Here is a 23010-nt window from a genome sequence, read left to right on the forward strand (position 1 = left end):
GCGCCGCTTGCGGGTCGATGCCTGCGCAGGGAACGGTAGAGGGTCTATTATTTTTTAAAACCAATTAATCAATGAAAAAAACAAAATTAACAAATGAGTCTGGAGGGGTGAAGATGGCCCAGACGCTCCTCCGACACCTGAGGTCGGTTCTACAACTACAAAAGGCGGATCAGCATGGCCGGACTGGACAAGCGCGTAGCAACCTATGAAGAGGCCCTCGAAGGCCTGACCGACAACATGACAGTACTGGCCGGCGGTTTCGGCCTGTGCGGCATCCCGGAAAACCTTATCGCTGAAATCAAGCGCCGTGGCGTCAAGGGCCTGACCGTTGTCTCCAACAACTGCGGTGTCGATGGCTTTGGCCTGGGTGTGCTGCTGGAGCAGCACCAGATCCGCAAGATGGTTGCTTCCTACGTTGGAGAAAACGCCGAATTCGAACGCCAGTTGCTCAGCGGCGAACTGGAAGTGGAATTGACCCCGCAAGGCACCCTGGCGGAAAAAATGCGCGCTGGCGGTGCGGGTATCCCGGCGTTCTATACCGCCACCGGTTACGGCACCCCGGTTGCCGAAGGCAAGGAAGTGCGCGAGTTCAATGGGCGCAAGTACATCATGGAAGAAGCCATTACCGGCGACTTCGCCATCGTCAAGGGCTGGAAGGCCGATCACTACGGTAACGTGGTCTACCGCAACACCGCACAGAACTTCAACCCGCTGGCCGCTACGGCCGGGAAGATCACCGTGGTCGAAGTCGAAGAAATCGTCGAGCCAGGTGTCCTGCTGCCCAGCGAGATCCATACCCCAGGCATCTATGTCGACCGGGTAATCGTCGGCACCTTCGAGAAGCGCATCGAGAAGCGCACCGTCAAAGCCTGACCCGCCCCCGCACAGAACAACAAAGAGATCCTGACCATGGCACTTACCCGCGAACAAATGGCCCAGCGCGTCGCCCGCGAACTCAAGGACGGCTACTACGTGAACCTGGGCATCGGTATTCCGACCCTGGTGGCCAACTATGTCCCGGCCGATATGGACGTGATGCTGCAATCGGAAAACGGCCTGCTCGGCATGGGTGAATTCCCGACCGAAGCACAACTGGATGCCGATATGATCAACGCCGGCAAGCAGACCGTAACGGCGCGCCGCGGCGCTTCGATTTTCAACTCTGCCGAGTCCTTCGCCATGATCCGTGGCGGCCACGTCGACTTGACCGTACTGGGCGCTTTCGAGGTGGACGTGGAGGGCAACATCGCCTCCTGGATGATCCCGGGCAAACTGGTCAAGGGCATGGGCGGGGCGATGGACCTGGTGGCCGGTGCCGACAACATCATTGTCACCATGACCCACGCCTCCAAGGATGGCGAGTCCAAATTGCTGTCGCGCTGCAGCCTGCCGCTGACCGGTGCGGGCTGCATCCGCAAGGTACTCACCGACCTGGCTTACCTGGAGATCGAGAACGGTGCGTTCATCCTGCGCGAGACCGCTCCGGGCGTCAGCGTCGAGGAAATCATCGAGAAAACGGCCGGCAAGCTGATCGTCGCAGACTATGTGAAGGAAATGACCTTCTAAGCAGTCGTTTTTATCTTGACCGTACCGGGCCTGTCGCCCGCAAGACGGGTTCCTGCAAAGAGCGGAGCCTGCCTTGCGGGCGGGCATTGTCAGATCAGTTGATCCAGCAACGCCTGCAACTGCATACGGCCAGTTTCATTCAGCCCGAACACCGGGCGACGCGGCTCGCCCACGGGCAGGCCGGTTAGCGCCAGGCCGGCCTTGATGGTTGCCGGCAAGCCACCCTTGAGAATGAAGTCGAGCAATGGCAACTGTTGGTAGAACAGTGCTTTTGCGCGCTCCAGATCGTTGGCTTGTACTGCCTGATAAAGGGCCAGGTTAAGTGCCGGAATCAGGTTGGCGGCGGCAGTACACCAGCCTGTCGCGCCTGCCACGAATGCTTCCAGCGCCAGTGGGTTGCAGCCGTTGTAGAACGGCACCTGGCCTTCGCCGAGCACCTGCAGTTTGTGCATGCGCTGGATATCGCCAGTGCTCTCCTTGACCATGGTCACGTTCTCCACCGTCTTGACGATGCGCAGAATCAACTCCACCGACATGTCGGTGCCGCTGGTGGCCGGGTTGTTGTAGAGCATGATCGGCACGCCAATGCTGTCGCCAATGGCCTGATAGTGCTGGAGAATCTCCGCTTCACTGAGTTTCCAGTACGCGGTCGGCAGCACCATGACTGCATCGGCGCCCAGGCGTTCGGCCAGTCGCGCCCGGCGTATGGCGCCGGCAGTGGTCAGGTCGGAAACACTGACGACCGTGGGGACGCGGCCGTCGATGTGCGCCAGGCTGAACTCCGCCACCTGATCCCATTCGTGATCACTGAGGTAGGCGCCTTCGCCGGTGCTGCCCAAGGGCGCGATAGCGTGAGCGCCGCCTTCGACCAGACGATCGATAGAACGACCCAGCGCGGGCAGATCAAGGCCTTCGCCGTCTGCGGTGAAGGGCGTGATGGTGTAGCCGATGATGCCGTGAATTGCGGTGGACATGGACAAGGCTCCGATAAGAATGTGATCAGTTCAGGCAGTCGGCGTGCTGGCGCAGGCTTTGCCGGGCATAGTAGTTGAAGGCGGCAACGTGGCGCTTGGGGCGGGCGATCCAGTCATGGGCTTCACGACCCAGGGCCGGCTCGATCGGTTTGATCTGCCCTGCGGCCATGGCCAGTAACTGCAGCTTGGCGGCACGCTCGATCAGCTGTGCTATCACGCAGGCCTCTTCAACACTGGCCCCTGTCGCCAATTGGCCGTGATGCGAGAGCAACAGCGCCCGCTTGTCACCCAGTGCGGCGCTGATGATTTCGCCTTCTTCGTTGCCCACCGGTACCCCGGGCCAGGCCTCCAGGAACGCGCAGTCTTCGTACAGCGGGCAGAGGTCCATATGGGAGACCTGCAGGGGAACTTCCAGCATCGACAAGGCCGCGACATGGGTCGGGTGGGTGTGAATGATGCAATTGACGTCCGGGCGAGCACGGTACACCCAGCTATGGAAGCGGTTGGCCGGGTTGGGCATACCATCGCCTTCGAGCACTTCAAGGTCCTCATTGACCAGCAACAGGTTGCTGGCCGTGATCTCATCGAAACCCAGGCCCAACTGTTGGGTGTAATAGGTCCCGGGCTGCGGGCCACGTGCAGTGATTTGCCCGGCCAGACCGGAGTCGTGGCCATGTTCAAAGAGAATCCGGCAGGTGAGGGCCAGCTTTTCTCGGGTAGTCCACGTATTATCGGCAAGCGAGCCTTGCATGTGCGCAAGGGCCTGCTTGATCAATTGATCCTTGGGCAGTGTTAATGTCTTGGCCATGGAGATGTCCTGTGCAGTAGTCATGGGTGTCAGGGAGGTATGTCGCCGGGTTGCTGGGAGGTGGCGCGGCGACACGCATATGACACAAAAGATGCTATATGACACAAAGTGTCATTGGCAAGGCAAAATCGCACACGCCTGTGGGGATCTACGGCTTCGCATGTCTATCCGATTGAAATTATTGAGAAAAAAATTGGGGATAACGCTGGAGGCGTTGGCTGAAAAAGCCGGTATGACCAAGAGCTACTTGTCCAAGGTCGAGCGCGGCCTGAACACCCCTTCGATTGCCGCTGCCTTGAAACTGGCCAGTGCGTTGAACGTCAAGGTTGAGGAGTTGTTTGCCGCCGACACGCCAACGCAAGAGCGTTATAGCCTTGTGCGCAGCCACCAGCGCCAGTTGCTGCCAGGTGCCCGCGAGGTCTCCGGTTATGCCGTGCTTGCCAGCCAGATCAGCCATCGCAGCCTGTTGCCGTTCATGCTCAGCCCGCCAAGCGAGTTCAGCGATTCAACGTTCAAGGAGCATGAGGGCGAAGAATTCCTGTTTGTCCATGAAGGCCAGGTAGAAGTTGACTTCATGAACGAGCGGGTCATTCTAGAGCGCGGTGATGCGCTGTATTTCAACGCACAGACACCGCATCGATTGCGCTCGCTGGGGCCACAACCCGCGCAGTTGCTGGTGGTGGTGCATGAGATGAACGGTTAGACGAGCCTTCAGGACCTGAGCCAGCCATGAGCATTCATTCACAATTCTGGCGTGACCCGGCCTTGCCCTTCATTGAGGCCCGCAGCGTGGAAGACGGACGCAAGGTCTGTTATGCGCGACATTCCCACGCCGGCTTTTCCATCGGTGCCGTCACGGCGGGGCGCAGCACCTACCTGAACGGTGATCACTGGCACGAGATCAGCGCAGGCACGGTGGTCATGATGAACCCGGGTACGGTGCATGCCTGCAACCCGATTGCCGATCAGCCCTGGTCCTACCTCATGCTGTATGTCGATACCCCCTGGCTTGAGCGATTGGGATTTCAGCCATTGGCGGCGACCCATACCACGTCGGTACAGGTGTACAGCGAACTCTTGAGGCTGTATGCGTGGCTGGTTGATCCAGCACGCAGCCCCCAGGAGAAGGCCGCGGCAGCAGAGGCATTCTTTGTTCAGCTGCTGGATCAATTGGGGCCCGTTTGGGTCGAGCCAGCGCAGGGCAACCAGCGTCTGGAACGTGCCGCCGACTATATTCGCCAGCACTGCACCGAGCCGCTGAAACTGGAGGACATCTGTCAGGCCGCCGGGCTATCGGCGTCTTACCTGATTCGGGCCTTCAAGCAGCACTACGGCCTGACGCCTCACGGCTACTTGCTTGACCATCGCATCCAGTATGCCCGGGCGCAGTTGCGTCGGGGGCGGCTGATTGCCGAGGTGGCCGCCGACGCCGGATTTGCCGATCAGGCCCACCTGCAGCGGGCTTTCAAGCAGCACCTGGCCGCCACGCCCGGGCACTACCGTTCAGCCGAGTAACAGGTAGATCGCGCTGGCCACTAACAATAGCGCCAGGCTGCGATTGAACAGGCGCATGCGTCGAGGGTTGTTCAGGTAGTGGCTGATGACACTACCGGCCCAGGCCCAACTGGCGACAGACAGATAACAGATCACGAAATACAACCCGGTGAACTGCCACAGCAGGCCCACCTCGCCTTCGCCGACGTACGCGCCAATACCGGCAACGCTCGCCAGCCAGGCCTTGGGGTTCAGCCATTGCAGTGTTGCCCCGTAGAGCATGGAGGGCGGCTCTTCACGGTTCCCTGCGCCAAGCTCGCCATTGTCGCTGCTCAGCTTCCAGGCCATGTAGAACAGAAACAGCACACCCCCCGCCTGCAGCAGGCGGGCCAGGCCGGGCCAGTGGCGCAACAGCTCGTGAAGGCCAAGCCCGACCAGCACCAACAGCAGGCAAAAGCCTAGCGTCGCCCCCGTGACATGCGCCAGGCTGGCGCGCAAACCATGCCGGGCTCCGGCACCTAGGGCGACGATATTGACCGGGCCGGGAGAAATCGAAGCGGCCAGCGCAAAGGCGGCCATGGATAACATCAGGCTCATAGTGACCTTCTGGGTTAAGGGGAACGGTCACATAGCCTAAGCAGCAGGGGAGGCAGGGTATTGAAGAAAATCACCCTGGAGAGGCGTCATGGAGGAGGGCGTTACAGCTTTTGTAATAGTTTCCCGCTATATCAAGAGCACCTGACGCTTGTAGGATCGATGTCCCTTATTGATATCAAGGTTGATATGACTTCGTTCTCGGAGCCCCCCAGTAGCTGGCCGTCCTGGCCTTTCTCTCGTCCCTGTGACGCCTTGCTTGCGAGTACCTCCCCATGGAATGGCTAGCCGATCCCACGGCCTGGCTGGGCCTTGCTACGCTGATTGTCCTGGAACTGGTACTGGGCATCGACAACCTGGTATTCATCGCCATCCTTGCCGACAAACTGCCGCCGCATCAGCGTGATCGCGCGCGGGTGATTGGTTTGAGCCTGGCGCTGATCATGCGCCTGGGCCTGCTGGCCAGTATTTCCTGGATGGTGACCCTGACCGCGCCGCTGTTCGAGATTCTCGACAAGTCGTTCTCCGGGCGAGACCTGATCATGCTGTTTGGTGGTGTGTTCCTGTTGTTCAAGGCCACCATGGAGCTGCATGAGCGCCTTGAGGGGCATGTTGCCCAGACAGGCGGAACGGTTCGTCACGCGGCTTTCTGGCCCATCGTGGCGCAGATTGTGGTGCTTGACGCCGTGTTCTCGCTGGATGCCGTGATTACTGCGGTGGGTATGGTCGAGCACTTGTCGATCATGATGATCGCGGTGGTGTTCTCCATCGGCATCATGATTGTCGCCAGCAAGCCGCTGACTCGCTTCGTCAATGCCCACCCGACCGTGATCATGCTCTGCCTGGGCTTTTTGATGATGATCGGCTTCAGCCTGACGGCCGAAGGCCTGGGTTTCCACATACCCAAAGGTTACCTGTATGCCGCGATTGGTTTCTCGATTCTGATCGAAGTGTTTAACCAACTGGCCCGTGTGCGCCGCAAGCGCAGCCTGCAGCAGCACCGACCACTGCGTGAGCGCACCGCCCATGCCGTGCTGCGTCTGCTCGGCGGGCGCCGGCTTGAGGCAGACGAAGTCGGCGAGGAGATCGCCGATCTGGTCGAGGGTGGAACCGAACAGGTGCTATTCGATCGCCGCGAGCGTGTGATGATCAGTGGCGTGCTGAACCTCGCCGAGCGCCCGATCAAGACCGTGATGACGGCTCGGGCCGAGGTCGATGTCATTGACCTGGCACAATCGGCAGAGGCGATTCGCACGGCACTGATGCATTCGTCCTATTCGCGTTTGCCTTTGATCCGTGATGGGAACGTCGAAGAGCCGTTGGGTTTTGTGCACAAGAAAGAACTGCTCAAAGAGCTGCTGGCCGGCAATGAGCCAGACCTGGAGCGCCTGGCGCGCACACCGTTGCATGTGCTGGAAAGCTTCAGCGTGCTCAATGCGCTTGAGCAAATGCGCAACCAGTCGACTCACATCGCCTTTGTGGTGAACGAGTTCGGCGATTTCACGGGTGTGCTGACCATGACCGACATTCTTGAGTCGATTGCCGGCGAGTTGCCGGATGCCACTGAGGTCGAGGGGCCGGACATCGTCGAAGGCCCAGAGGGGTACCTGGTCAACGGCGCCTTGAACCTGAGCCAGATTCAGGCCCGTACCGGCTTTGTAGCCAAGGCCACCGAGGATTACCAGACCCTTGCGGGCCTGGTCATGAGCTTGCTTGACCGGTTGCCGATGGTCGGCGATAAGCTGAACTGGAACGGCTGGCAGCTCACGGTTGTGGCGGTGGCCGAGCGCAGGGTGCGGCAGGTGCGCCTTACGCCAGGCGGCGACGCTGACGCAGCAGGTGCTTGATGCCCTCAAGCACCAGCACCACCACAGCCAGCCAGATCGGGATATAGGTCAGCCATTGGTCGGCGGCGATGCTTTCACCCAGCATCAGCGCTACCGCGACCAGCAATACCGGCTCGACATAGCTGAGCAGGCCGAACAGGCTGAACGCTAACAGCCGGCTGGCCAGTACGTAGCAAATCAGGGCCAGCGCGCTGATCACGCCGAGCAGCGGGATCAGCGCGTAAAGCCCCGGATGCTCAACCAGATCGGCCGCCGACAGTGGTCCCTGTACAATGAAATAGAGTGCCGCTGGCAGCAGCAGGCACATGTCGGTCCACAGCCCGCCCAGGTGATCGGTGCGCAGTTTGCGCCGCAGTACGAAATACACAGGGTAGCCGCCGGCCACCAGCAGGGTCTCCCAGGCGAAGCTGCCATGTTGGTAGAGCGCGTGGGCAACACCGGCCATGGCGCAAAGCACGGCCAGTTTTTGCAGGCGTGACAGACGTTCGCCATAGACCATGCGCCCGGTCAGCACCATGCTCAGCGGCAGCAGGAAGTAGCCCAGGGAGACTTCCAGGCTACGACCGTGTAGCGGTGCCCAGAGAAACAGCCAGAGCTGCACGCCCATCAGTGCCGACGTGGCGCACAAACCCAGCAGTAACATCGGCTTTTGACGGATTCTGGCGAATAACCCGATGACCAGTGACCAGTCCCTGGAAATCAGCATGAACAGGGTCACGCAGGGCATTGTCAGGAGCACGCGCCAGCCGAAGATCTCCTCACCGTCCAGCGGGCTGAGCAGCGAGGTGTAGAAATACATCACGGCAAACAGGAACGAAGCCATGACGGATGAAACGATACCTTTGGACAAGGGTGCCTCTAACTAACGCAAGTGACAGAACGGTTGACCTGCAATGATCTCAGGGGCACGAGGGCTGGGCAACCGCAGGCTCTTTTTTCTGGCGGGCCAAGGCGTCGACGAAACCGTTCAGCGGCAAGGGCTTGCCGAACAGGTAGCCTTGCTGGAAGTCCACTTGGCGTTGGGCCAGGTAATCCCGTTGCGCCTGTGTTTCTACGCCTTCGGCAACGACGCCCATGTCCAGCTTGTTGGAGAGCTCGATGATGCTGTCGAGAATGTGCAGTGACAAGGCATCCACACCGATCATGCCGACAAAACTCTTGTCGATCTTCAGGTAATCCACCTTGAACTGGCGCAGGTAGGTCAGGCTCGACTGACCCGTGCCGAAGTCATCCAGGGCAATCATCACCCCCAATTCGTGCAGCTTGGCGAACAGGTTGAACGTGCAGTCGGTGGGGGTTATCAGCGTACGCTCGGTCAGCTCCAGGGTCAGCCGAATGCGCCCAGTCGGAAAGGCCGCCAGCAGCTTCTGGCAGTCATCGTAGAGCGCCAGGTCCTGGCAGTGGGCTGCGCTGATATTGATACCGATATGAAAACCTTCCTCGAAGTTGTCCGCATGGGGTGCCAGTTGTTCAGCGACCTGCTGCATCAGGCGACGGGTCATTGGGATGATCTGGCCACTGTGCTCGGCGTAGGGAATGAACAGGTCAGGACGCACCAGGCCGTCACGCGGGTGCATCCAGCGCATCAGCACTTCGACGCCGGCCCAACGATAGTCACCCTGGCGTACGACGGGTTGAAAGTACGGCACGAATTCATCTGCCTCGAGTGCCCGTTGCAGTTCAGCCCGAGGCGAATTGGCGCGCTTCAGTTGCCAGTTGCAGGCTACTCCGGCAATGATGCCGAGGAAGACCAGCAGGCCGAACAAGGGGCCGTACTGGCGTTGCATCAGGCGCCATACCTCGCCCTCCGGGTAACCGCTATGGACCGTGAAGCTGAAATGCGAGGACTTCAGGGCTGTCGGGGCCACGGCAAAGTCTGGCACGGGGTCGTTGCGCACCCGGCCGTCAGTTCCCATCCAGTGCGTGCCCACCTGTACACGCAGGTCGGAATCCGGGTCGATCAGGCGCAACAGGTGTATCAAGTGATCGCCATCGACGGTTGTGATTGCTCCCTTGCTGCCTTCACTGAGGCGGTAGACCAGCAGCGGGTGCCCCGGGGAGACGGAGTTGCCATCCATCAGCCAGAGGCTGCCGTCGGTATAGTCGCCAGGGTTGACTGCTTCGCGGTAGCTGCCGAACAGTGAGCTGCAGTAAAGGGCATCGTCGTAGAACAGGTTGGTCGAACGAACGAAGGTGCCTCGCGTGACCTGTTCACGCAAGGGCAGCTTGACCTGCTCGCAAGGTTGGCCCGCCAGCGGCAGCAGGTTGCGTGCGGCCTGGGCGATGTTGTCCAGCACCCGGTCGAACTGTTCGATGGCGTGCTCTGCGTTGAGCTGTGCCCTGGCGTGCAGCTCTCGCTGTGCCTGCCAGTTCAGCAGGAGCACACCGCAAATTACCGGAATGAAACCCACCAGCCAGGGCAGCAGGACGCATCCAGTGGAGCGGCTGCGGCGTTTTCGCGAAAGGGGCATGGTTGACTACCTGTCATGGCAAAGGGTCCTTCGTTGGCAAGCATAGCGCTTGCCCCGCCCGCCTGTGATAGCGGGTGTGGCAGTAGTCTATTATGGCTACAGTGTACTCACCATCCTGATAGGGCACCGGCGTTGTCCGAGAGTGTGCCCTGCAACCCCCATGGCCGTGCAAGCAGTGGCGTGAACTAAAGTGCGGACAAATGTTTTTACGCCATGTAGAATCAGGTTACGCATACAATAATAAGGTTCTCCGCCTCCGGGGAATCAAACCCGCCGAGAATGGGTCCATATGAAGTGTCATGGGTTCAAACTGATCTTTGGTGACTACCTCGCACGCAGTGTGAGGGGCATCTCCTGCGCGCCACCCCGTCTGCTCGACATCGATAGCAATTGAACCTGTTTTTACCGTATTGATGAGGACACGAGCATGGCTGATATCTTTGACAACCCGATGGGCCTGATGGGCTTCGAATTCATCGAGTTTGCTGCACCGACCCCCGGGGTTCTGGAGCCGATCTTTCAGATCATGGGCTTCACCAAAGTGGCGACCCACCGCTCCAAGGACGTCCATCTGTACCGCCAGGGCGGTATCAACCTGATCCTCAACAACGAACCCAAGAGCATTGCCTCGTACTTTGCTGCCGAGCACGGTCCGTCGGTGTGCGGTATGGCGTTTCGCGTGCGTAATGCCCACGAGGCGTATGCCCGTGCACTGGAACTGGGTGCGCAGCCGGTGGAAATCGAAACCGGGCCAATGGAGCTGCGCCTGCCAGCGATCAAGGGGATTGGCGGCGCGCCACTCTACCTGATCGACCGCTTCGAGGAAGGTAGTTCGATCTACGACATCGACTTCAACTTCATTGAAGGTGTCGACCGTCATCCAGAGGGTGCGGGCCTCAAGATCATCGATCACCTGACGCACAACGTTTATCGTGGTCGTATGGCCTATTGGGCGGCGTTCTACGAGAAGCTGTTCAATTTCCGCGAGATCCGCTACTTCGATATCAAGGGCGAGTACACCGGCCTGACCTCCAAGGCCATGACCGCACCGGATGGCATGATCCGCATTCCGTTGAACGAAGAATCGTCCAAAGGTGCCGGGCAGATCGAAGAATTCCTGATGCAGTTCAACGGTGAAGGCATTCAGCATGTGGCCTTCCTTACCGACGATCTGCTCAAGAGCTGGGATGCCCTGAAGAAACTGGGCATGCGCTTCATGACCGCACCGCCGGAGACCTACTACGAAATGCTGGAAGGCCGCTTGCCTGGCCATGGCGAGCCGGTAGAAGAGCTGAAGGCGCGGGGCATTCTGCTCGACGGCTCCTCGCAGCCTGACGACAAACGCCTGCTGCTGCAGATTTTCTCGGAGACCCTGATGGGGCCGGTGTTCTTCGAATTCATTCAGCGCAAGGGTGACGACGGTTTCGGTGAAGGTAACTTCAAGGCACTGTTCGAGTCGATTGAACGTGATCAGGTACGCCGTGGTGTATTGGCTACCGACTGATTACCGATAGCGTGATACACAAGAGGCCAGCGTTCGTACGCTGGCCTCTTTGTTTTTCAGGTGATGACGCCTGCTCGTGCCGCCCTAAAGCTTGCGGTTGCGTCGGGAAAACAGGCTCCAGTACACAAAGGCGGAGGTAATGATGCCGACCAGTAGTAGCGAGGGCGCACTGGCAAGCATGTTGCTGCGCACTTCCTGCCAGGTGCTACCGTCCGCAAAGCCGCTGTGTACGATAAAGCCGTGTTTGTGGGACACGACGTGAAGGTACTGTTCGTTGATGTTGGTGTGGCTTATATCTTCGACAATGTCCGTCGCTGACAAGTATTCCGTACCGAATTGAACGACCACGGTCGCGGGCTCCTTGATGGCACTGATCATTTGCTGCAAAAGCAAGCCGTTGGTCAGCGCCAGTACCCCGAACGGGTATTCCTGAAGGCGGTAGTACAGAACTGGGGAGTCGGGTGTTACCTGGTTACCGGCGGCCAGCAACAGTTTCTGGTTATGGAAAGTGCCTGGGTCGACGATGATTTCACTCTCTCCATGTTGAGTGCTGCAGTAGGCGCGGTTTTCTCTCAGCAGCACCAATGAGCGCAGATTCGGCTCGGAGACGACTTCCACGCGCAGTTTGGGCATTGCTTTATCACAGGCCAGCTCTGCAAGACTGAGCACTTTACTGCTGGTAGTGTGCAGCGTTTCGATAACGGTCTCGATTCGATCAAGCGCTTCATGAGCGGCTTTTTCAGCCGCCTCCAAATGCTTTCGGTCTACTTGCAGGGCAATGATCAGCAGGCCGCTGGCCACAGGGGTCAAACCGATCAACATGATCGTCAGGAATTCGAGCAGGACACGGCCTGCGCGTTTTTTATGGATAGCCACGGTTCACCTCTGGACGCTGAGTGAAAGCCAGGGCTCGTATGCCCCGCAGAGGGGCGTTGCGAGCTTTTCGACTGTGTCGTCAGCATAAAGGGTGTTGTGGGGCGCTCCTGTAGTCCCTGAAAACGATCCGCCGTGGTATCGGTCAACAGCGAAGGTCAGGCGTATCGGTCAGGCACGCGGCAGTGTTGCCAGTACCCGCTGCGCTACTGCCGCAGCAGATGCCGGATTTTGCCCGGTAATCAGCCTGCCGTCCTTTGAGTCAACGGCTACAAAGGACGCCCAGGGCTCTTCAGCTTTCTGATAAAGCCCGCCGCGTGCGATCAACTCGGTTTCCGTTAAAAACGGAACGGTTTTGTCCAACTCTGCCAGTTGTTCTTCGATATTGGAGAAACCCGTGACCTCACGGTCCTTGACCAACAAGGTGTGATCGCTGAGCTTGATGTTCAGCAAGCCAACGGCGCCATGGCACACGGCCGAAACAATACCGCCGTTGTCAAAAATCGTTCCAGCAATGCCTTGCAGTGCCGTGTTTTCCGGGAAGTCCCATATCACGCCATGACCACCGGTGTAATAGATGGCATTGTAGTCCTGCACCTTGACCTGCTTTGGGTTCAGGGTCGTGCCCAGCCTGTTCATGAAGGCCTTGTCTTCATACCAGGCCCAATCGATATCGGCAGCCATGCTCAGGCTATGCGGGTCGACGGGGACATAGCCACCCGCAGGGCTGACATAGTCAACTGCCAGGCCCGCCTGTTGAACCGTATCGACAAAATGTACCGCTTCGCCCAACCACAACCCTGTGGCGCGTTTGAGTGAGGGGTATTTGGCAGTATTGGTCAACACCACCAGGATTTTCTTGCTCATTACGGTCCTCCTTAGACGATCGGTGTCTTGGCGTACACCGGCAGCTCAATCTCGGACTTTTGAGCATAGCTGTCGGCTTGAAAGGTGCCATGGTGACTGCCGCGTTAATGGCCTTGTGCTAGTGTTCATTTATCCAAATGCCATTGAGTCAGCCTTATGAGCACTAACCACTCGTCATTCATGCAGGCGGCTATCGATGAGGCCCGCGCCGGTCTCGCCGAGGGCGGTATTCCGATTGGCTCGGTGATTGTCTATGAGGGCCGGATTATCGGACGCGGCCACAATCGTCGGGTGCAGTCGGGCAGTGCAATCCTGCATGGCGAAATGGACGCCTTCGAGAATGCCGGTCGCCAGCCTGCCAGCGTGTATAGGCAAGCCACCCTTTACACCACATTGTCACCCTGCTCGATGTGTAGTGGGGCGATTCTGCTCTACGGTATCAAGGAGGTGATCATCGGTGAGAACAGTACGTTCATGGGGGAGGAGGCCCTGCTCAAGTCGCGGGGCGTGCATTTGCAAGTGTTGCAGGATCCCGACTGCATCAAGCTGATGAACGATTTTATCGCCGATAACCCCAAGTTGTGGAACGAAGATATCGGTCTATAAGTTTCAGTTGCAGCATTTCAGGACATGGAGTCGACAATGCGCATGAAGCATCTTGCTTCGCCGCTCATGCCACCGAGCGAAATGGGTGAAAAAGTCAGGCAGTTCCCTTGGGAAGGCACGCCGCTGGGGCCTATCTTGAGCTGGCCCGCGACCTTGCGCATTGCGGTGGACATGCTGCTGGTGTCAAAGGTGCCGACGTGCCTGGTATGGGGGGCGCAACTTTCCACGATCTACAACGACGCCTTCAACGAGATGCTGGGCAAGCGCCAGGTATTGGGCTGCAGTTTTGATGACGTGCTGGGTGAGAGTTGGGAGAAGGTCGGCCCGATCCTGTTCAAGGCGCTTTCGGGTGAAGCGACGCTGATCGAAAACCTTCCGTTGATCATCAACCGTAATGGGGCGTCAGAACCCAGTTACTTCACCTTCAGTTGTACGCCTGTACGGGATGAGAGTGGCGCTATTGTCGGGGTGCTCGACAAGGTGATCGAAACAACGGCCCATGTTCAGTCCGAGCAGCAATGGCGCATGCTGGCGTTTGCCCATGAACAGCAAGTGCGGGCGCGCACCGCCGACCTTGAGCATCTCTGGCAGTTGTCGGGTGGCATGGCGCAGGATGTGAAAAACCTGCTGGGCGGTATTTGCTCCAGCCTGGCATTGCTCGAACAACGTTTGGCGCAGGGGCATCTGGAACGTCTGGACACCTGTATTGAAAGCGCCAGGGGGGCGGCAAACCAGGCCATTGCACTGGCAGATCGGTTACTTGCCTTTTCTTGTTTCCAGGCGCTTGACCCTCAACCTGTCAATGTCACTCAACTGATTGATGGCATGGCAGCGGTGTTAAGACGATCCCTCGGCTCGCAGATCACCCTGCAGATGCACCTGGAGCTGTTGCCCTGGACGGTGCTGGTGGATGTCGAGCAACTGCAGAGCGCGTTGCAGAGCCTCTGCTTGAATGCCTGTGATGCCTTGCCGAACGGCGGCAGGGTGATCGTCAGCACCGGCAATGTGCGCTGTGACGCGTGCGAGCAGGGCCATGACGGCCTGCTGCCTGGCGATTACACCTACGTGCAGGTAGAGGATAACGGTTGTGGCATGGAGCCTGAGGCTGTGGTGCGGGCCTTCGAGCCATTTTTTACGGGCAAGCCTGCTGGTCAGGGGTATGGACTGGGGTTGGCGATGATCTACGGTTTTGTCCGGCAGTCGGGGGGACGAGCCTTGATCGAGTCCGAACCTGGCAAGGGCACTCGGGTAAGACTGCTGTTGCCTCGACACTTGGCTCAGGATTGAGCGTTGCGCAATCGCCGCAGCGCTCAGAGGCCTTGTTGTACCAGCGGATCGTCTGGGTTCTGCTGTTCCAGTTGGGCCAACAGAATCTGTACATTCTGCAACTGGCCGGTTTCCTTCCAGTAGTTGATCAGCAAGACCCTGGCCTTGCGGTTGGCCGGTTGTCGGGCAAGGATGGTTTCCAGCTGTTTCTGTGCTGCATCGGTCTGGTCGAGGTCGTGCAGGCTGGTGGCCAGGGTATAGCGGTAATCGTTGTTGGCCGGTTCAAGCTCAAGCGCTCGGGCAAACGCCAGCAGTGCATATTCATCCTGATGATGACGCAGCAGCCAGAGGCCCAGCTCATGTTGCAGGAAGGCAGACTCGGGGTGGCGCTGCAGGGCCTTGGCCAGCACCTCGCGAGAAGCGTCAGTATGGCCTTGGCGCTCAAGCAGGCGCACCTGGGTTGCCAGTGCCTGCAAGTCATCGGGTGCCAGGCTCAATGCGCGCTCCAGTGCGATGCCTGCCTGGTCGAAGCGTTGTTCGTGGATGTACAGCCGTGCCAGATGCACTTGAGCGGAGGGGTCGTCGACACTTTGCAGTACGTGTTGGTACTGTTCCAGTACATCCTGCAACGGGCCAAAGTACAGGCCGATTTCATCAGGGCTGAGCCCCAGCAGGGCGTCGGCAGCGGCAAAACGTACGCTTTGATCCTTTTCATCGAGCAACGGCCCCAGCAACAGGCTGCGCTGCGCTGCCGGAACCAAGGCGGCAATGCTGGTGATTGCGGCGCGGCGTACCTGCGGGTCTTCATGCTGCAGGTCTTTGCTGGCCAGCTTCAACGCCAAGGGAGAAGGGTAGTTTGGCAATTCGGCATGCAAGCTGGCTCGGCGGATGGGCGACAAGTCGTTGCGGGCCAGTTGCTGGTAGAGCACGCGTGCGGCGCCTGGCAGGCCGTCATGGGCCTGGGCCAAGGCGTTAGCGTAGCTGTTTGTGAGCGCTGGGGAAGGCTCAGGGCTGTCGTCGCGCCAAAAGTAATTGCCCAGCCCGAGAACAATGAGCAGGGCCAGACTGATCAGCGTGTAAGTTTGACGCTTGGGCATGCTGAATCCGCGTGTACGGCTGGAGCCAAAAGGGCAGCTTGTGGCAGTGCGCTGTTGGAGTCAAATCGGTTGTCGGCGTGACGCCTGGGGGCGGGCAATTCCAGGCCTGATAAAAAAGCCCCGCAAGCCATGAGCTGCGGGGCAAAGGGTTGGTTTGCAACCAACCAAAGGAGCCGTTGCGTCAGTGCGCCGAGGCGACGGTTTCGGCTTGCCAGCCTCCACCCAGTGCCTTGTAGATGGCGACGACACCGCTATAGAGTTCAACTTCCGCTTGGGCCTGGGCATCTTCGGCGCTGAGCCGTTCACGCTCGGCATCCAGTAGCACCAGGTAGTCCACCGTACCTTCGCGGTAGCGAATGGATGCCAGCTCGGCCGCCTTGCGACTGGCCTCACTTTGGCGCAGCAGCGCAAGCAGGCGTTGCTGGCGCTTGCTGTAGTCGCTGAAGGCATTTTCCGACTCTTCCAGGGCGAGCAACACCTGCTGCTCGTAGCTGGCCAAGGCGCCTTCGGCTTCAGCATTGGCCCCGCGCAAGCGGGCTTTGACGCTGCCCAGGTCGAAGGCTGCCCAGGTAATGCTCGGGCCCAAGGCCCATGCCTGTGCTGCCGAGGAGCCCAGTTGCGAGCCGCGTGCGGCGGTGAAACCGAGAAAACCGCTCAGGCTGACCCGTGGGAACAGGTCTGCGGTTGCCACCCCGACATTCGCGGTCGCCGCCGCCAACTGGCGTTCGGCACTGCGTACGTCTGGGCGGCGCTTGAGCAGCTCGGCAGGATCACCGATCGGCAGCGCCTTGGCGATGGCGGGCAGTTGCGCCGGGGACAGGTCGACGCTCAAGGTGTCCGGACGCTGACCCAGCAGGGTGGCGATACGGTTACGTGCCCGTACCTGTTCTGCCTGCAATTGCGGCACCGTAGCTTCTACTGCGGCCAGACGCGCATCGGCACGCACCACATCCAGCTCATTGCCGACGCCGGCCTCGTTCAGGGTCTGCGTAATGGCCCTGGAGTCCTGCTGGGTTTTCAGGTTGGCCACGGCGATCTTTTCACGCAGCTGGGCGCCGCGCAGCTTGCCGTAGGCATCGACCAGCTCGGCGATCAGGCTGACCTGCAGCTGCTGCAAGTCGGCTTCGGCAGCATCCTGCTGCGCCTCACTGGCTTCCAGTTGCCGCTGGATGCGGCCAAACAGATCGAGCTCCCAGGCCATATCCAGGCCCAGGTCATAGCGCTCGCTGTTGACCCGATGGTCGCTCTGGCCTGGAATCTGGCCTTTACCCAGATCACTGCTGGCGCGGCTGGTCACGGTTGGCAGGGCATCGTTGCTGACGTCATCGCGGATCGCCCGCGCGGACTTCAGACGGGCGAACGCCACGCGCAGCTCACGGTTATCGGCCAGCGACTGAGCCACCAACTGGTTCAGCACCGGGTCATCGAACTGGCGCCACCAGGCTGCCTCAAAACGGTTGCGGTCGAAGGCTTTAGGCGCCCCCGGCTGGTCCGCTGCACTCAGGTGTGCCGCTGCGGTATCGGGTGCGCGGTAGTCTGGCCCGACCGCACAGGCGGCAAGGGCCAACACCAGCAGGCTGGGCATCAACAGTTTAACGTGGCTCATGCGTGCTGCTCCCGCTGGGCAACCCGGGCCGCCTTGCGGGCCTGGCTGCGTTCGACATAACGACGGATCAAGACAAAGAACACCGGGGTCAGCAACAGGCCGAAGAACGTTACCCCGATCATCCCGGAGAACACCGCGACACCCATGGCATGACGCATTTCAGCACCGGCACCGGAAGAGAACACCAGTGGTACGACACCCATGATGAAGGCGATTGAGGTCATCAGGATGGGCCGCAGACGCAGGCGGCAGGCTTCCAGTACCGCTGCCAGCGGGTCGAGGCCTTACTGCCTGTTTATCCTTGGCGAACTCGACGATCAGAATCGCGTTCTTGCAGGCTAGGCCCACCAACACGATCAGGCCGATCTGGGTGAAGATGTTGTTGTCGCCACCGGACAGGATCACCCCGGTAATGGCCGACAGCAGCGTCATGGGCACGATCAGGATCACGGCCAGTGGCAAGCTCCAGCTTTCGTACTGGGCTGCCAGCACCAGAAAGGCCAGCAGCACACAGAGCGGGAACACGAACAGCGCGGTATTGCCGGCAAGGATCTGCTGGTAGGTCAGTTCGGTCCATTCGAAGGTCATGCCGTTGGGCAGTTCTTCCTTGAGCAGCTTCTCCATGGCTTTCTCGGCTTGCCCGGAGCTATAGCCTGGCGCTGCGGCACCGTTGATTTCGGCCGTGATAAAGCCGTTGTAGTGCATCACCCGGTCGGGGCCGGCGGTGTCGCTGACCTTGATGAAGGTCGCCAGCGGGATCATCTCGCCTTGGTTGTTGCGCACCTTCAACTGGCCGATCTGCTCGGCATCAAGGCGGAACTGCTGTTCAGCCTGGACGTTAACCTGATAGGTGCGGCCAAAACGGTTGAAGTCGTTGGTGTACAGCGAACCCAGGTAAATCTGCAGGGTGTCGAAGATGTCGTTGATCGCAACGCCATGGGTCTTGGCTTTTTCGCGGTCAATAGCAGCATCGACCTGTGGCACGTTGACCTGGTAGCTGGTGAACAGCCCAGCTAGCTCCGGCACGCCACGGCTCTTGGCGATAATGTTCTGGGTTTCCTTGTACAGCGCTTCATACCCCAGGTTGCCACGGTCCTCGATCTGCAGGCGGAAGCCGCCGATGGTACCCAGGCCCTGTACTGGCGGTGGGGGGAAGATCGCGATGTAGGCGTCCTGGATGTCCGCGAACTGGGCATTCAATGCGGCAGCGATGGCGCCGGCCGACTGGCTGGGGTCCTTGCGCTCATCGAAGGGCTTGAGCGGAGTGAACACGATGCCGCTGTTCGGGCTGTTGGTGAAACCGTTGATCGACAGGCCCGGGAAGGCGACCGAATCGGCAACGCCAGGCTGCTTGAGGGCAATCTCGCTCATCTTCTTGATCACCGCTTCCGTACGGTCAAGGCTGGCCGCATCGGGCAACTGGGCGAAGGCCACCAGGTACTGCTTGTCCTGAGCCGGGACGAAACCAGTCGGCGTCGAGGTAAAGCCCAGCCAGGTCATGACCATCAGCCCGCCGTAGACGAACAGGGCAATGCCGCTGCTGCGGATAACCCGTCCCACGGTGCCCACGTAGCTGTGGCTGGCGCGTTCGAAGAAACGGTTGAACGGGGCGAACAACCAGCCGCCCAGCAGGCGCTCAAGGGCCTTGGAGAAACGGTCCTTGGGCGCATGGTGGTCTTTGAGCAGCACCGCTGCCAAGGCTGGCGACAAGGTCAGCGAGTTGAAGGCCGAGATCACGGTGGAAATGGCGATGGTCAGGGCAAACTGCTTGTAGAACTGCCCGGTGAGGCCGGAAATGAACGCCGCCGGTACGAACACCGCGCACAGCACCAGTGCCGTGGCGATGATGGGCCCGGTCACTTCGCCCATGGCGCGCTTGGTGGCTTCCAGCGGGGTGAGGCCAAGGCCAATGTTGCGTTCGACGTTCTCCACCACGACGATGGCGTCGTCGACCACGATCCCGATGGCCAGCACCAGGCCGAACAGCGACAGCGCGTTGAGCGAGAAGCCGAACAGGTGCATGACCGCAAAGGTACCGATCAGCGAAACCGGCACTGCCACCAGCGGAATGATCGAGGCGCGCCAGGTCTGCAGGAACAGGATGACTACCAGTACCACCAGGATCAGCGCTTCAAACAAGGTATGGACGACCGCTTCGATGGAGCCACGGACGAACACGGTCGGGTCATAGACGATGCTGTAGTCCATGCCTTCAGGGAAGTTCTGCTTCAGCTCGTTCATCTTGGCCCGCACTTCATCGGAGATCTCGATGGCGTTCGAACCTGGACGCTGGAAGATCGGGATGGCGACGGCGGGTTGGTTGTTCAACAGCGAGCGTAGCGCGTACTGGCTTGAACCGAGCTCGACCCGGGCGATGTCTTTCAGGCGAGTGATTTCGCCGTCGGCACCGGAACGGATGATGATGTTCTCGAACTCTTCTTCGCTGACCAGACGGCCTTGGGTGTTGACCGACAGCTGGAAGCTGGTGGCGCCCGGTGCGGGTGGCGCACCCAGTTGCCCTGCGGCAACCTGACGGTTTTGCTCACGGATTGCTGCCACCACATCGCTGGCGGTCAGGTTGCGCGATGCGGTCTTGTTCGGGTCGAGCCAGACCCGCAGCGAATAGTCGCCCATACCGAACAACTGTACGTCGCCGACACCGCCCAGGCGTGCCAGCTCGTCCTTGATGTTGAGGATCGCGTAGTTGGACAGGTAGAGCATGTCATAGCGGTTATCCGGCGAGGTCAAGTGCACGACCATGGTCAGGTCGGGCGAGGCCTTGTCGACGGTGATGCCGATCCGCGTCACTTCTTCGGGCAGTTTCGGCTGGGTTCGGGTCACGCGGTTCTGCACCTGCACTTGCGCGTTGTCCAGGTCGGTGCCCAGGGCGAAAGTGATGGTCAGGGTCAGCTTGCCGTCGGCGGTGGACTGCGAGGACATGTACAGCATGTTCTCCACACCGGTGATGGCCTGCTCCAGTGGCGCGGCGACGGTTTCACCAATGACCTTGGGGTTGGCGCCCGGGAAGTTGGCGCGCACTACCACCGTCGGTGGTACCACTTCCGGGTACTCGCTGATCGGCAGTTGGAACAGCGAAATGCTGCCAGCGATCAAGATCAGCAGTGACAGCACTGCGGCGAAGATCGGCCGAGTGATAAAAAACTTGGAAAAATTCATCGGTGGTGTCCCTTAACCGCGTGGTGCCTGGTTACTGGCGAGCTTGACCGTGGTGTTGCCCATCGGTTTGCCCTGGGTGCTGGCTTCAAGTGCCTGACGTTGCCGGGCGAGGGCGGCCAAGGTCGCTTCGCTGGCCATCGGTGTGTCCTGCGGGGTGACTGGCGAGCCAGGGCGAACCCGCTGCAGGCCCTTGACCACGATGCGCTCGTCCTTGTTCAGGCCGCTACGAACGATGCGCAGGCCTTCCAGCTTCGGTCCCAGTTCGACCGCGCGATAATCGGCCTTGTTGTCCTTGTCCATCACCAGCACGAACTTCTTGCCCAGGTCGGTACCGACGGCTTCGTCGTTGATCAATACCGCGGAGTAAGTGGCACTGCCGACCAGCTTCAGGCGTGCATACAGCCCAGGGGTGAATTGCCCGTCGCGGTTGTCGAACACGGCACGGCCGCGGATGGTGCCGGTCTTGGGGTTGACCTGGTTGTCGACGAAGTTCATCTGCCCCAGGTGTGGGTTGCCCTGTTCGTTGGACAGGCCGAGGTACACCGGGGTGCTCTGGCCACGCTGACCATCGCGGGCCAATTGGCTGTACTTGAGGTAGACCCGCTCGTCGGCATCGAAGTAGGCATACACCTTGTCGGTGGAGACCACACTGGTCAGCGGCGTGACATCGGCGCTGACAATGTTGCCTGCGGTGTACTGGGCGCGGCTGACGCGACCGCTGATGGGCGCGGTGACGCGGGTGAAGCTCAGGTTCAACCGGGCCAGGTCCAGTTGCGCCTGAATTGCCGCGACGCCGGCGCGTGCTTCGGCAGCGGCGCTGGTGCGCGACTCGGCCAGCTCGGCGGAAATCGCATTGCTGCTGCGCAGGCGCTCGCCACGTTCGGCTTCGTTGGCGCTGCGGGTAGCGGTGGCACGGGCTTGCTGCAGTTGTGCCTCAAGGCGGCGGACTTCTGCCTGGAACGGGCGCGGGTCGATCTGGAACAGCAGGTCGCCTTTCTTCACCTGAGCGCCTTCGGTAAAGGCCACCTGATCGATCTGCCCGGAGACACGAGGCCGAACCTCTACGGTTTCCGGCGCTTCCAGCCGGCCGGTGAATTCGTCCCATTCATTGACAGGCTGCTCCAGCACCTTGGCCACACTGACCGTGGGCGCGCTGGGTGCCTGTACGGCTTCAGGGGTACGGCCGCAGGCACTCATGACCAGAAGTGCCAAAGCGGCGAGGGGATAACGCAAGGGTTTGAGTGACTGCTCCATGGAGAGAATCCGCCAATTATTGAAAGTGGGCGAATTCTGCGTGCTAGAGCGGTCAACAACGAATCGAACGAGGCGAAGGTAACTATCACTGGGAATGATGGATGGTGTTGGATCCCTATCATCAGTATCAGCGATAGGCGTCGCCTGGCCCGTCCAGGGGCGCGTGGTTGGGCATCAGGCCTGCTGGCGGGTCGCTGCCAGAACGATCTCGCGGATGCACACGCCTTGGGGCTGGCCATAGGCGTAGTCGATGGCATTGGCGACGTCGTCGGCCGAGAGCACCACGCCACCCATGTCCTGTTTCCAAGCGTGGTAACCGGTCTTTATGGTTTCGTCGGTGGTGTGGCTGAGCAGTTCGGTTTCCACCGCGCCTGGCTCAATGGTGATGACCCGGACGTTGTGGGGGGCCAACTCTTCACGCAGGTTTTCCGAAAGGCCTGTGACGGCGAACTTGGTGCCGACGTAGGCCACGTGGTTGGAGAAGGTTTTGCGCCCGGCGACGGAGCTGACGTTGATGATGGTGCCGTGTTTACGCTCTACCATGCCACGGGCTACGGCGAGGATACCGTTGAGCAGGCCACGTACGTTGATGTCCAGCATCTGGTCCCATTCCGATGGGTCCTGTCGGGTGATATCGCCCAGCAGCATGACTCCGGCATTGTTGATGATGGCATCCACCGGGCCGAACTGTTGCTCGGCCTGGGCGACCGCGTCGAGCAACGCGGCGCGGTGGGTTACATCCACTGATACCGCCAGGGTGTCAGGCAGGTTCAGTGCCAGCATGGGTTCCAGGCGACGAGCCAGCAGTAACAACGGGTGTCCACGACGGGAGAGCAGTCTGGCGGTGGCTTGGCCAATACCGGAACTGGCGCCGGTGATGACAATGAGGGGCTTGCCGGTAGTCGTCATGAAAGGTGCTCCTGGGATCGAAATATTTGATGGCTTGAGGTGAGCAAAACTATAGGGGTCTCTTGGAAGCCTGAAAAATGGATTATTCTTCTTCCTG

Annotated in this window: 19 protein-coding genes and 1 pseudogene; 8 read left to right on the plus strand and 12 right to left on the minus strand. The window is 59.9% G+C overall.

The genetic code is table 11. The features are described from left to right. Positions 1-174: 174 nt before the first annotated feature. Both ACZ9H3_RS03085 and ACZ9H3_RS03090 read left to right on the plus strand, forming a co-directional pair. Positions 175-873: a CoA transferase subunit A gene (locus ACZ9H3_RS03085; protein WP_102052136.1), complete on the plus strand. Its 699-nt coding sequence runs from the start codon at positions 175-177 to the stop codon at positions 871-873. A 36-nt stretch (positions 874-909) separates the two neighbouring features. Then, positions 910-1566, plus strand: a complete 657-nt coding sequence (locus ACZ9H3_RS03090; protein ID WP_476219524.1) for a CoA transferase subunit B — start codon at positions 910-912, stop codon at positions 1564-1566. Between the two features lie 89 nt (positions 1567-1655). Here the strand turns inward: ACZ9H3_RS03090 and ACZ9H3_RS03095 are convergent, their stop codons facing one another. Beyond that, the gene (locus tag ACZ9H3_RS03095; RefSeq protein ID WP_099774519.1) at positions 1656-2540 is read right to left on the minus strand and encodes a dihydrodipicolinate synthase family protein; all 885 of its coding nucleotides are present in this window, start codon (positions 2538-2540) and stop codon (positions 1656-1658) included. A gap of 25 nt (positions 2541-2565) precedes the next feature. Further along, positions 2566-3348: an aldolase gene (locus tag ACZ9H3_RS03100; protein WP_065757884.1), complete on the minus strand. Its 783-nt coding sequence runs from the start codon at positions 3346-3348 to the stop codon at positions 2566-2568. 160 nt (positions 3349-3508) lie between these two features. Between ACZ9H3_RS03100 and ACZ9H3_RS03105 the strand changes: the two genes are divergently transcribed. Both ACZ9H3_RS03105 and ACZ9H3_RS03110 read left to right on the plus strand, forming a co-directional pair. Then, positions 3509-4051 (plus strand): helix-turn-helix domain-containing protein, encoded by a 543-nt coding sequence (locus ACZ9H3_RS03105; RefSeq protein ID WP_065757885.1) that lies wholly within the window; start codon positions 3509-3511, stop codon positions 4049-4051. Between the two features lie 26 nt (positions 4052-4077). Beyond that, positions 4078-4863: an AraC family transcriptional regulator gene (locus ACZ9H3_RS03110; RefSeq protein ID WP_102052137.1), complete on the plus strand. Its 786-nt coding sequence runs from the start codon at positions 4078-4080 to the stop codon at positions 4861-4863. Here ACZ9H3_RS03110 and ACZ9H3_RS03115 read toward each other — a convergent pair. Further along, a complete protein-coding gene (locus tag ACZ9H3_RS03115) occupies positions 4852-5439 on the minus strand; it encodes a LysE family translocator (protein ID WP_065757887.1) in 588 nt (195 codons plus the stop codon). The genes ACZ9H3_RS03110 and ACZ9H3_RS03115 overlap by 12 nt on opposite strands. 272 nt (positions 5440-5711) lie before the next feature. Here ACZ9H3_RS03115 and ACZ9H3_RS03120 point away from each other — a divergent pair, with 272 nt between their 5' ends. Further along, a complete protein-coding gene (locus ACZ9H3_RS03120; RefSeq protein ID WP_454241381.1) occupies positions 5712-7283 on the plus strand; it encodes a TerC family protein in 1572 nt (523 codons plus the stop codon). Here ACZ9H3_RS03120 and rarD read toward each other — a convergent pair. Then, on the minus strand, positions 7246-8133 hold the full coding sequence (gene rarD, locus ACZ9H3_RS03125) for an EamA family transporter RarD (RefSeq protein WP_476219529.1): 888 nt from the start codon (positions 8131-8133) through the stop codon (positions 7246-7248). The genes ACZ9H3_RS03120 and rarD overlap by 38 nt on opposite strands. A 49-nt stretch (positions 8134-8182) precedes the next feature. Then, on the minus strand, positions 8183-9754 hold the full coding sequence (locus ACZ9H3_RS03130; RefSeq protein WP_476219531.1) for an EAL domain-containing protein: 1572 nt from the start codon (positions 9752-9754) through the stop codon (positions 8183-8185). Between the two features lie 427 nt (positions 9755-10181). Here ACZ9H3_RS03130 and hppD point away from each other — a divergent pair, with 427 nt between their 5' ends. Further along, entirely contained in the window at positions 10182-11258 is a 1077-nt protein-coding gene (hppD, locus tag ACZ9H3_RS03135) for a 4-hydroxyphenylpyruvate dioxygenase (RefSeq protein WP_065758954.1), read from the plus strand. An 84-nt stretch (positions 11259-11342) separates the two neighbouring features. Here hppD and ACZ9H3_RS03140 read toward each other — a convergent pair whose 3' ends face one another. Further along, complete coding sequence (locus tag ACZ9H3_RS03140; protein WP_065758955.1) at positions 11343-12134, minus strand: CSS-motif domain-containing protein; 792 nt, start codon at positions 12132-12134, stop codon at positions 11343-11345. 168 nt (positions 12135-12302) lie between these two features. Next, positions 12303-12998, minus strand: coding sequence for a type 1 glutamine amidotransferase domain-containing protein (locus ACZ9H3_RS03145; RefSeq protein WP_102053858.1), 696 nt, complete (start codon positions 12996-12998; stop codon positions 12303-12305). A 156-nt stretch (positions 12999-13154) separates the two neighbouring features. Here ACZ9H3_RS03145 and ACZ9H3_RS03150 point away from each other — a divergent pair, with 156 nt between their 5' ends. Both ACZ9H3_RS03150 and ACZ9H3_RS03155 read left to right on the plus strand, forming a co-directional pair. Beyond that, entirely contained in the window at positions 13155-13604 is a 450-nt protein-coding gene (locus ACZ9H3_RS03150) for a nucleoside deaminase (protein WP_065758957.1), read from the plus strand. A gap of 36 nt (positions 13605-13640) precedes the next feature. Then, on the plus strand, positions 13641-14891 hold the full coding sequence (locus tag ACZ9H3_RS03155; RefSeq protein ID WP_476219534.1) for an ATP-binding protein: 1251 nt from the start codon (positions 13641-13643) through the stop codon (positions 14889-14891). A 23-nt stretch (positions 14892-14914) separates the two neighbouring features. On the opposite strand, the gene ACZ9H3_RS03160 is transcribed toward ACZ9H3_RS03155, so the two are convergent. The 5 genes and pseudogenes from ACZ9H3_RS03160 to ACZ9H3_RS03180 all read right to left on the minus strand — a co-directional run bounded on the left by ACZ9H3_RS03160 (position 14915) and on the right by ACZ9H3_RS03180 (position 22913). Continuing rightward, positions 14915-15967, minus strand: a complete 1053-nt coding sequence (locus tag ACZ9H3_RS03160) for a tetratricopeptide repeat protein (RefSeq protein WP_330522713.1) — start codon at positions 15965-15967, stop codon at positions 14915-14917. Between the two features lie 181 nt (positions 15968-16148). Then, entirely contained in the window at positions 16149-17573 is a 1425-nt protein-coding gene (locus ACZ9H3_RS03165; RefSeq protein ID WP_476219536.1) for an efflux transporter outer membrane subunit, read from the minus strand. Next, positions 17570-20750: pseudogene (locus ACZ9H3_RS03170) on the minus strand (efflux RND transporter permease subunit). The gene ACZ9H3_RS03165 and the pseudogene ACZ9H3_RS03170 overlap by 4 nt, the downstream one beginning before the upstream one ends. A gap of 12 nt (positions 20751-20762) precedes the next feature. Continuing rightward, the gene (gene mexE / locus ACZ9H3_RS03175) at positions 20763-22004 is read right to left on the minus strand and encodes a multidrug efflux RND transporter periplasmic adaptor subunit MexE (RefSeq protein WP_330522710.1); all 1242 of its coding nucleotides are present in this window, start codon (positions 22002-22004) and stop codon (positions 20763-20765) included. Between the two features lie 174 nt (positions 22005-22178). Beyond that, entirely contained in the window at positions 22179-22913 is a 735-nt protein-coding gene (locus tag ACZ9H3_RS03180) for an SDR family oxidoreductase (protein ID WP_476219539.1), read from the minus strand. Positions 22914-23010 lie beyond the last annotated feature (97 nt).

Source organism: Pseudomonas sp. TE3910, from assembly GCF_056279025.1.

What these genes read in the sequence shown, in the direction of transcription:
- ACZ9H3_RS03145 (WP_102053858.1), bottom strand. Translation starts at nt 12,998, where the DNA reads ATGAGCAAGAAAATCCTGGTGGTGTTGACCAATACTGCCAAATACCCC.
- ACZ9H3_RS03095 (WP_099774519.1), bottom strand. Translation starts at nt 2,540, where the DNA reads ATGTCCACCGCAATTCACGGCATCATCGGCTACACCATCACGCCCTTC.
- ACZ9H3_RS03180 (WP_476219539.1), bottom strand. Translation starts at nt 22,913, where the DNA reads ATGACGACTACCGGCAAGCCCCTCATTGTCATCACCGGCGCCAGTTCC.
- ACZ9H3_RS03105 (WP_065757885.1), top strand. Translation starts at nt 3,509, where the DNA reads ATGTCTATCCGATTGAAATTATTGAGAAAAAAATTGGGGATAACGCTG.
- ACZ9H3_RS03100 (WP_065757884.1), bottom strand. Translation starts at nt 3,348, where the DNA reads ATGGCCAAGACATTAACACTGCCCAAGGATCAATTGATCAAGCAGGCC.
- ACZ9H3_RS03130 (WP_476219531.1), bottom strand. Translation starts at nt 9,754, where the DNA reads ATGCCCCTTTCGCGAAAACGCCGCAGCCGCTCCACTGGATGCGTCCTG.
- ACZ9H3_RS03155 (WP_476219534.1), top strand. Translation starts at nt 13,641, where the DNA reads ATGCGCATGAAGCATCTTGCTTCGCCGCTCATGCCACCGAGCGAAATG.
- ACZ9H3_RS03120 (WP_454241381.1), top strand. Translation starts at nt 5,712, where the DNA reads ATGGAATGGCTAGCCGATCCCACGGCCTGGCTGGGCCTTGCTACGCTG.
- ACZ9H3_RS03150 (WP_065758957.1), top strand. Translation starts at nt 13,155, where the DNA reads ATGAGCACTAACCACTCGTCATTCATGCAGGCGGCTATCGATGAGGCC.
- ACZ9H3_RS03165 (WP_476219536.1), bottom strand. Translation starts at nt 17,573, where the DNA reads ATGAGCCACGTTAAACTGTTGATGCCCAGCCTGCTGGTGTTGGCCCTT.
- ACZ9H3_RS03160 (WP_330522713.1), bottom strand. Translation starts at nt 15,967, where the DNA reads ATGCCCAAGCGTCAAACTTACACGCTGATCAGTCTGGCCCTGCTCATT.
- ACZ9H3_RS03090 (WP_476219524.1), top strand. Translation starts at nt 910, where the DNA reads ATGGCACTTACCCGCGAACAAATGGCCCAGCGCGTCGCCCGCGAACTC.
- ACZ9H3_RS03115 (WP_065757887.1), bottom strand. Translation starts at nt 5,439, where the DNA reads ATGAGCCTGATGTTATCCATGGCCGCCTTTGCGCTGGCCGCTTCGATT.
- mexE (WP_330522710.1), bottom strand. Translation starts at nt 22,004, where the DNA reads ATGGAGCAGTCACTCAAACCCTTGCGTTATCCCCTCGCCGCTTTGGCA.
- hppD (WP_065758954.1), top strand. Translation starts at nt 10,182, where the DNA reads ATGGCTGATATCTTTGACAACCCGATGGGCCTGATGGGCTTCGAATTC.
- ACZ9H3_RS03110 (WP_102052137.1), top strand. Translation starts at nt 4,078, where the DNA reads ATGAGCATTCATTCACAATTCTGGCGTGACCCGGCCTTGCCCTTCATT.
- ACZ9H3_RS03085 (WP_102052136.1), top strand. Translation starts at nt 175, where the DNA reads ATGGCCGGACTGGACAAGCGCGTAGCAACCTATGAAGAGGCCCTCGAA.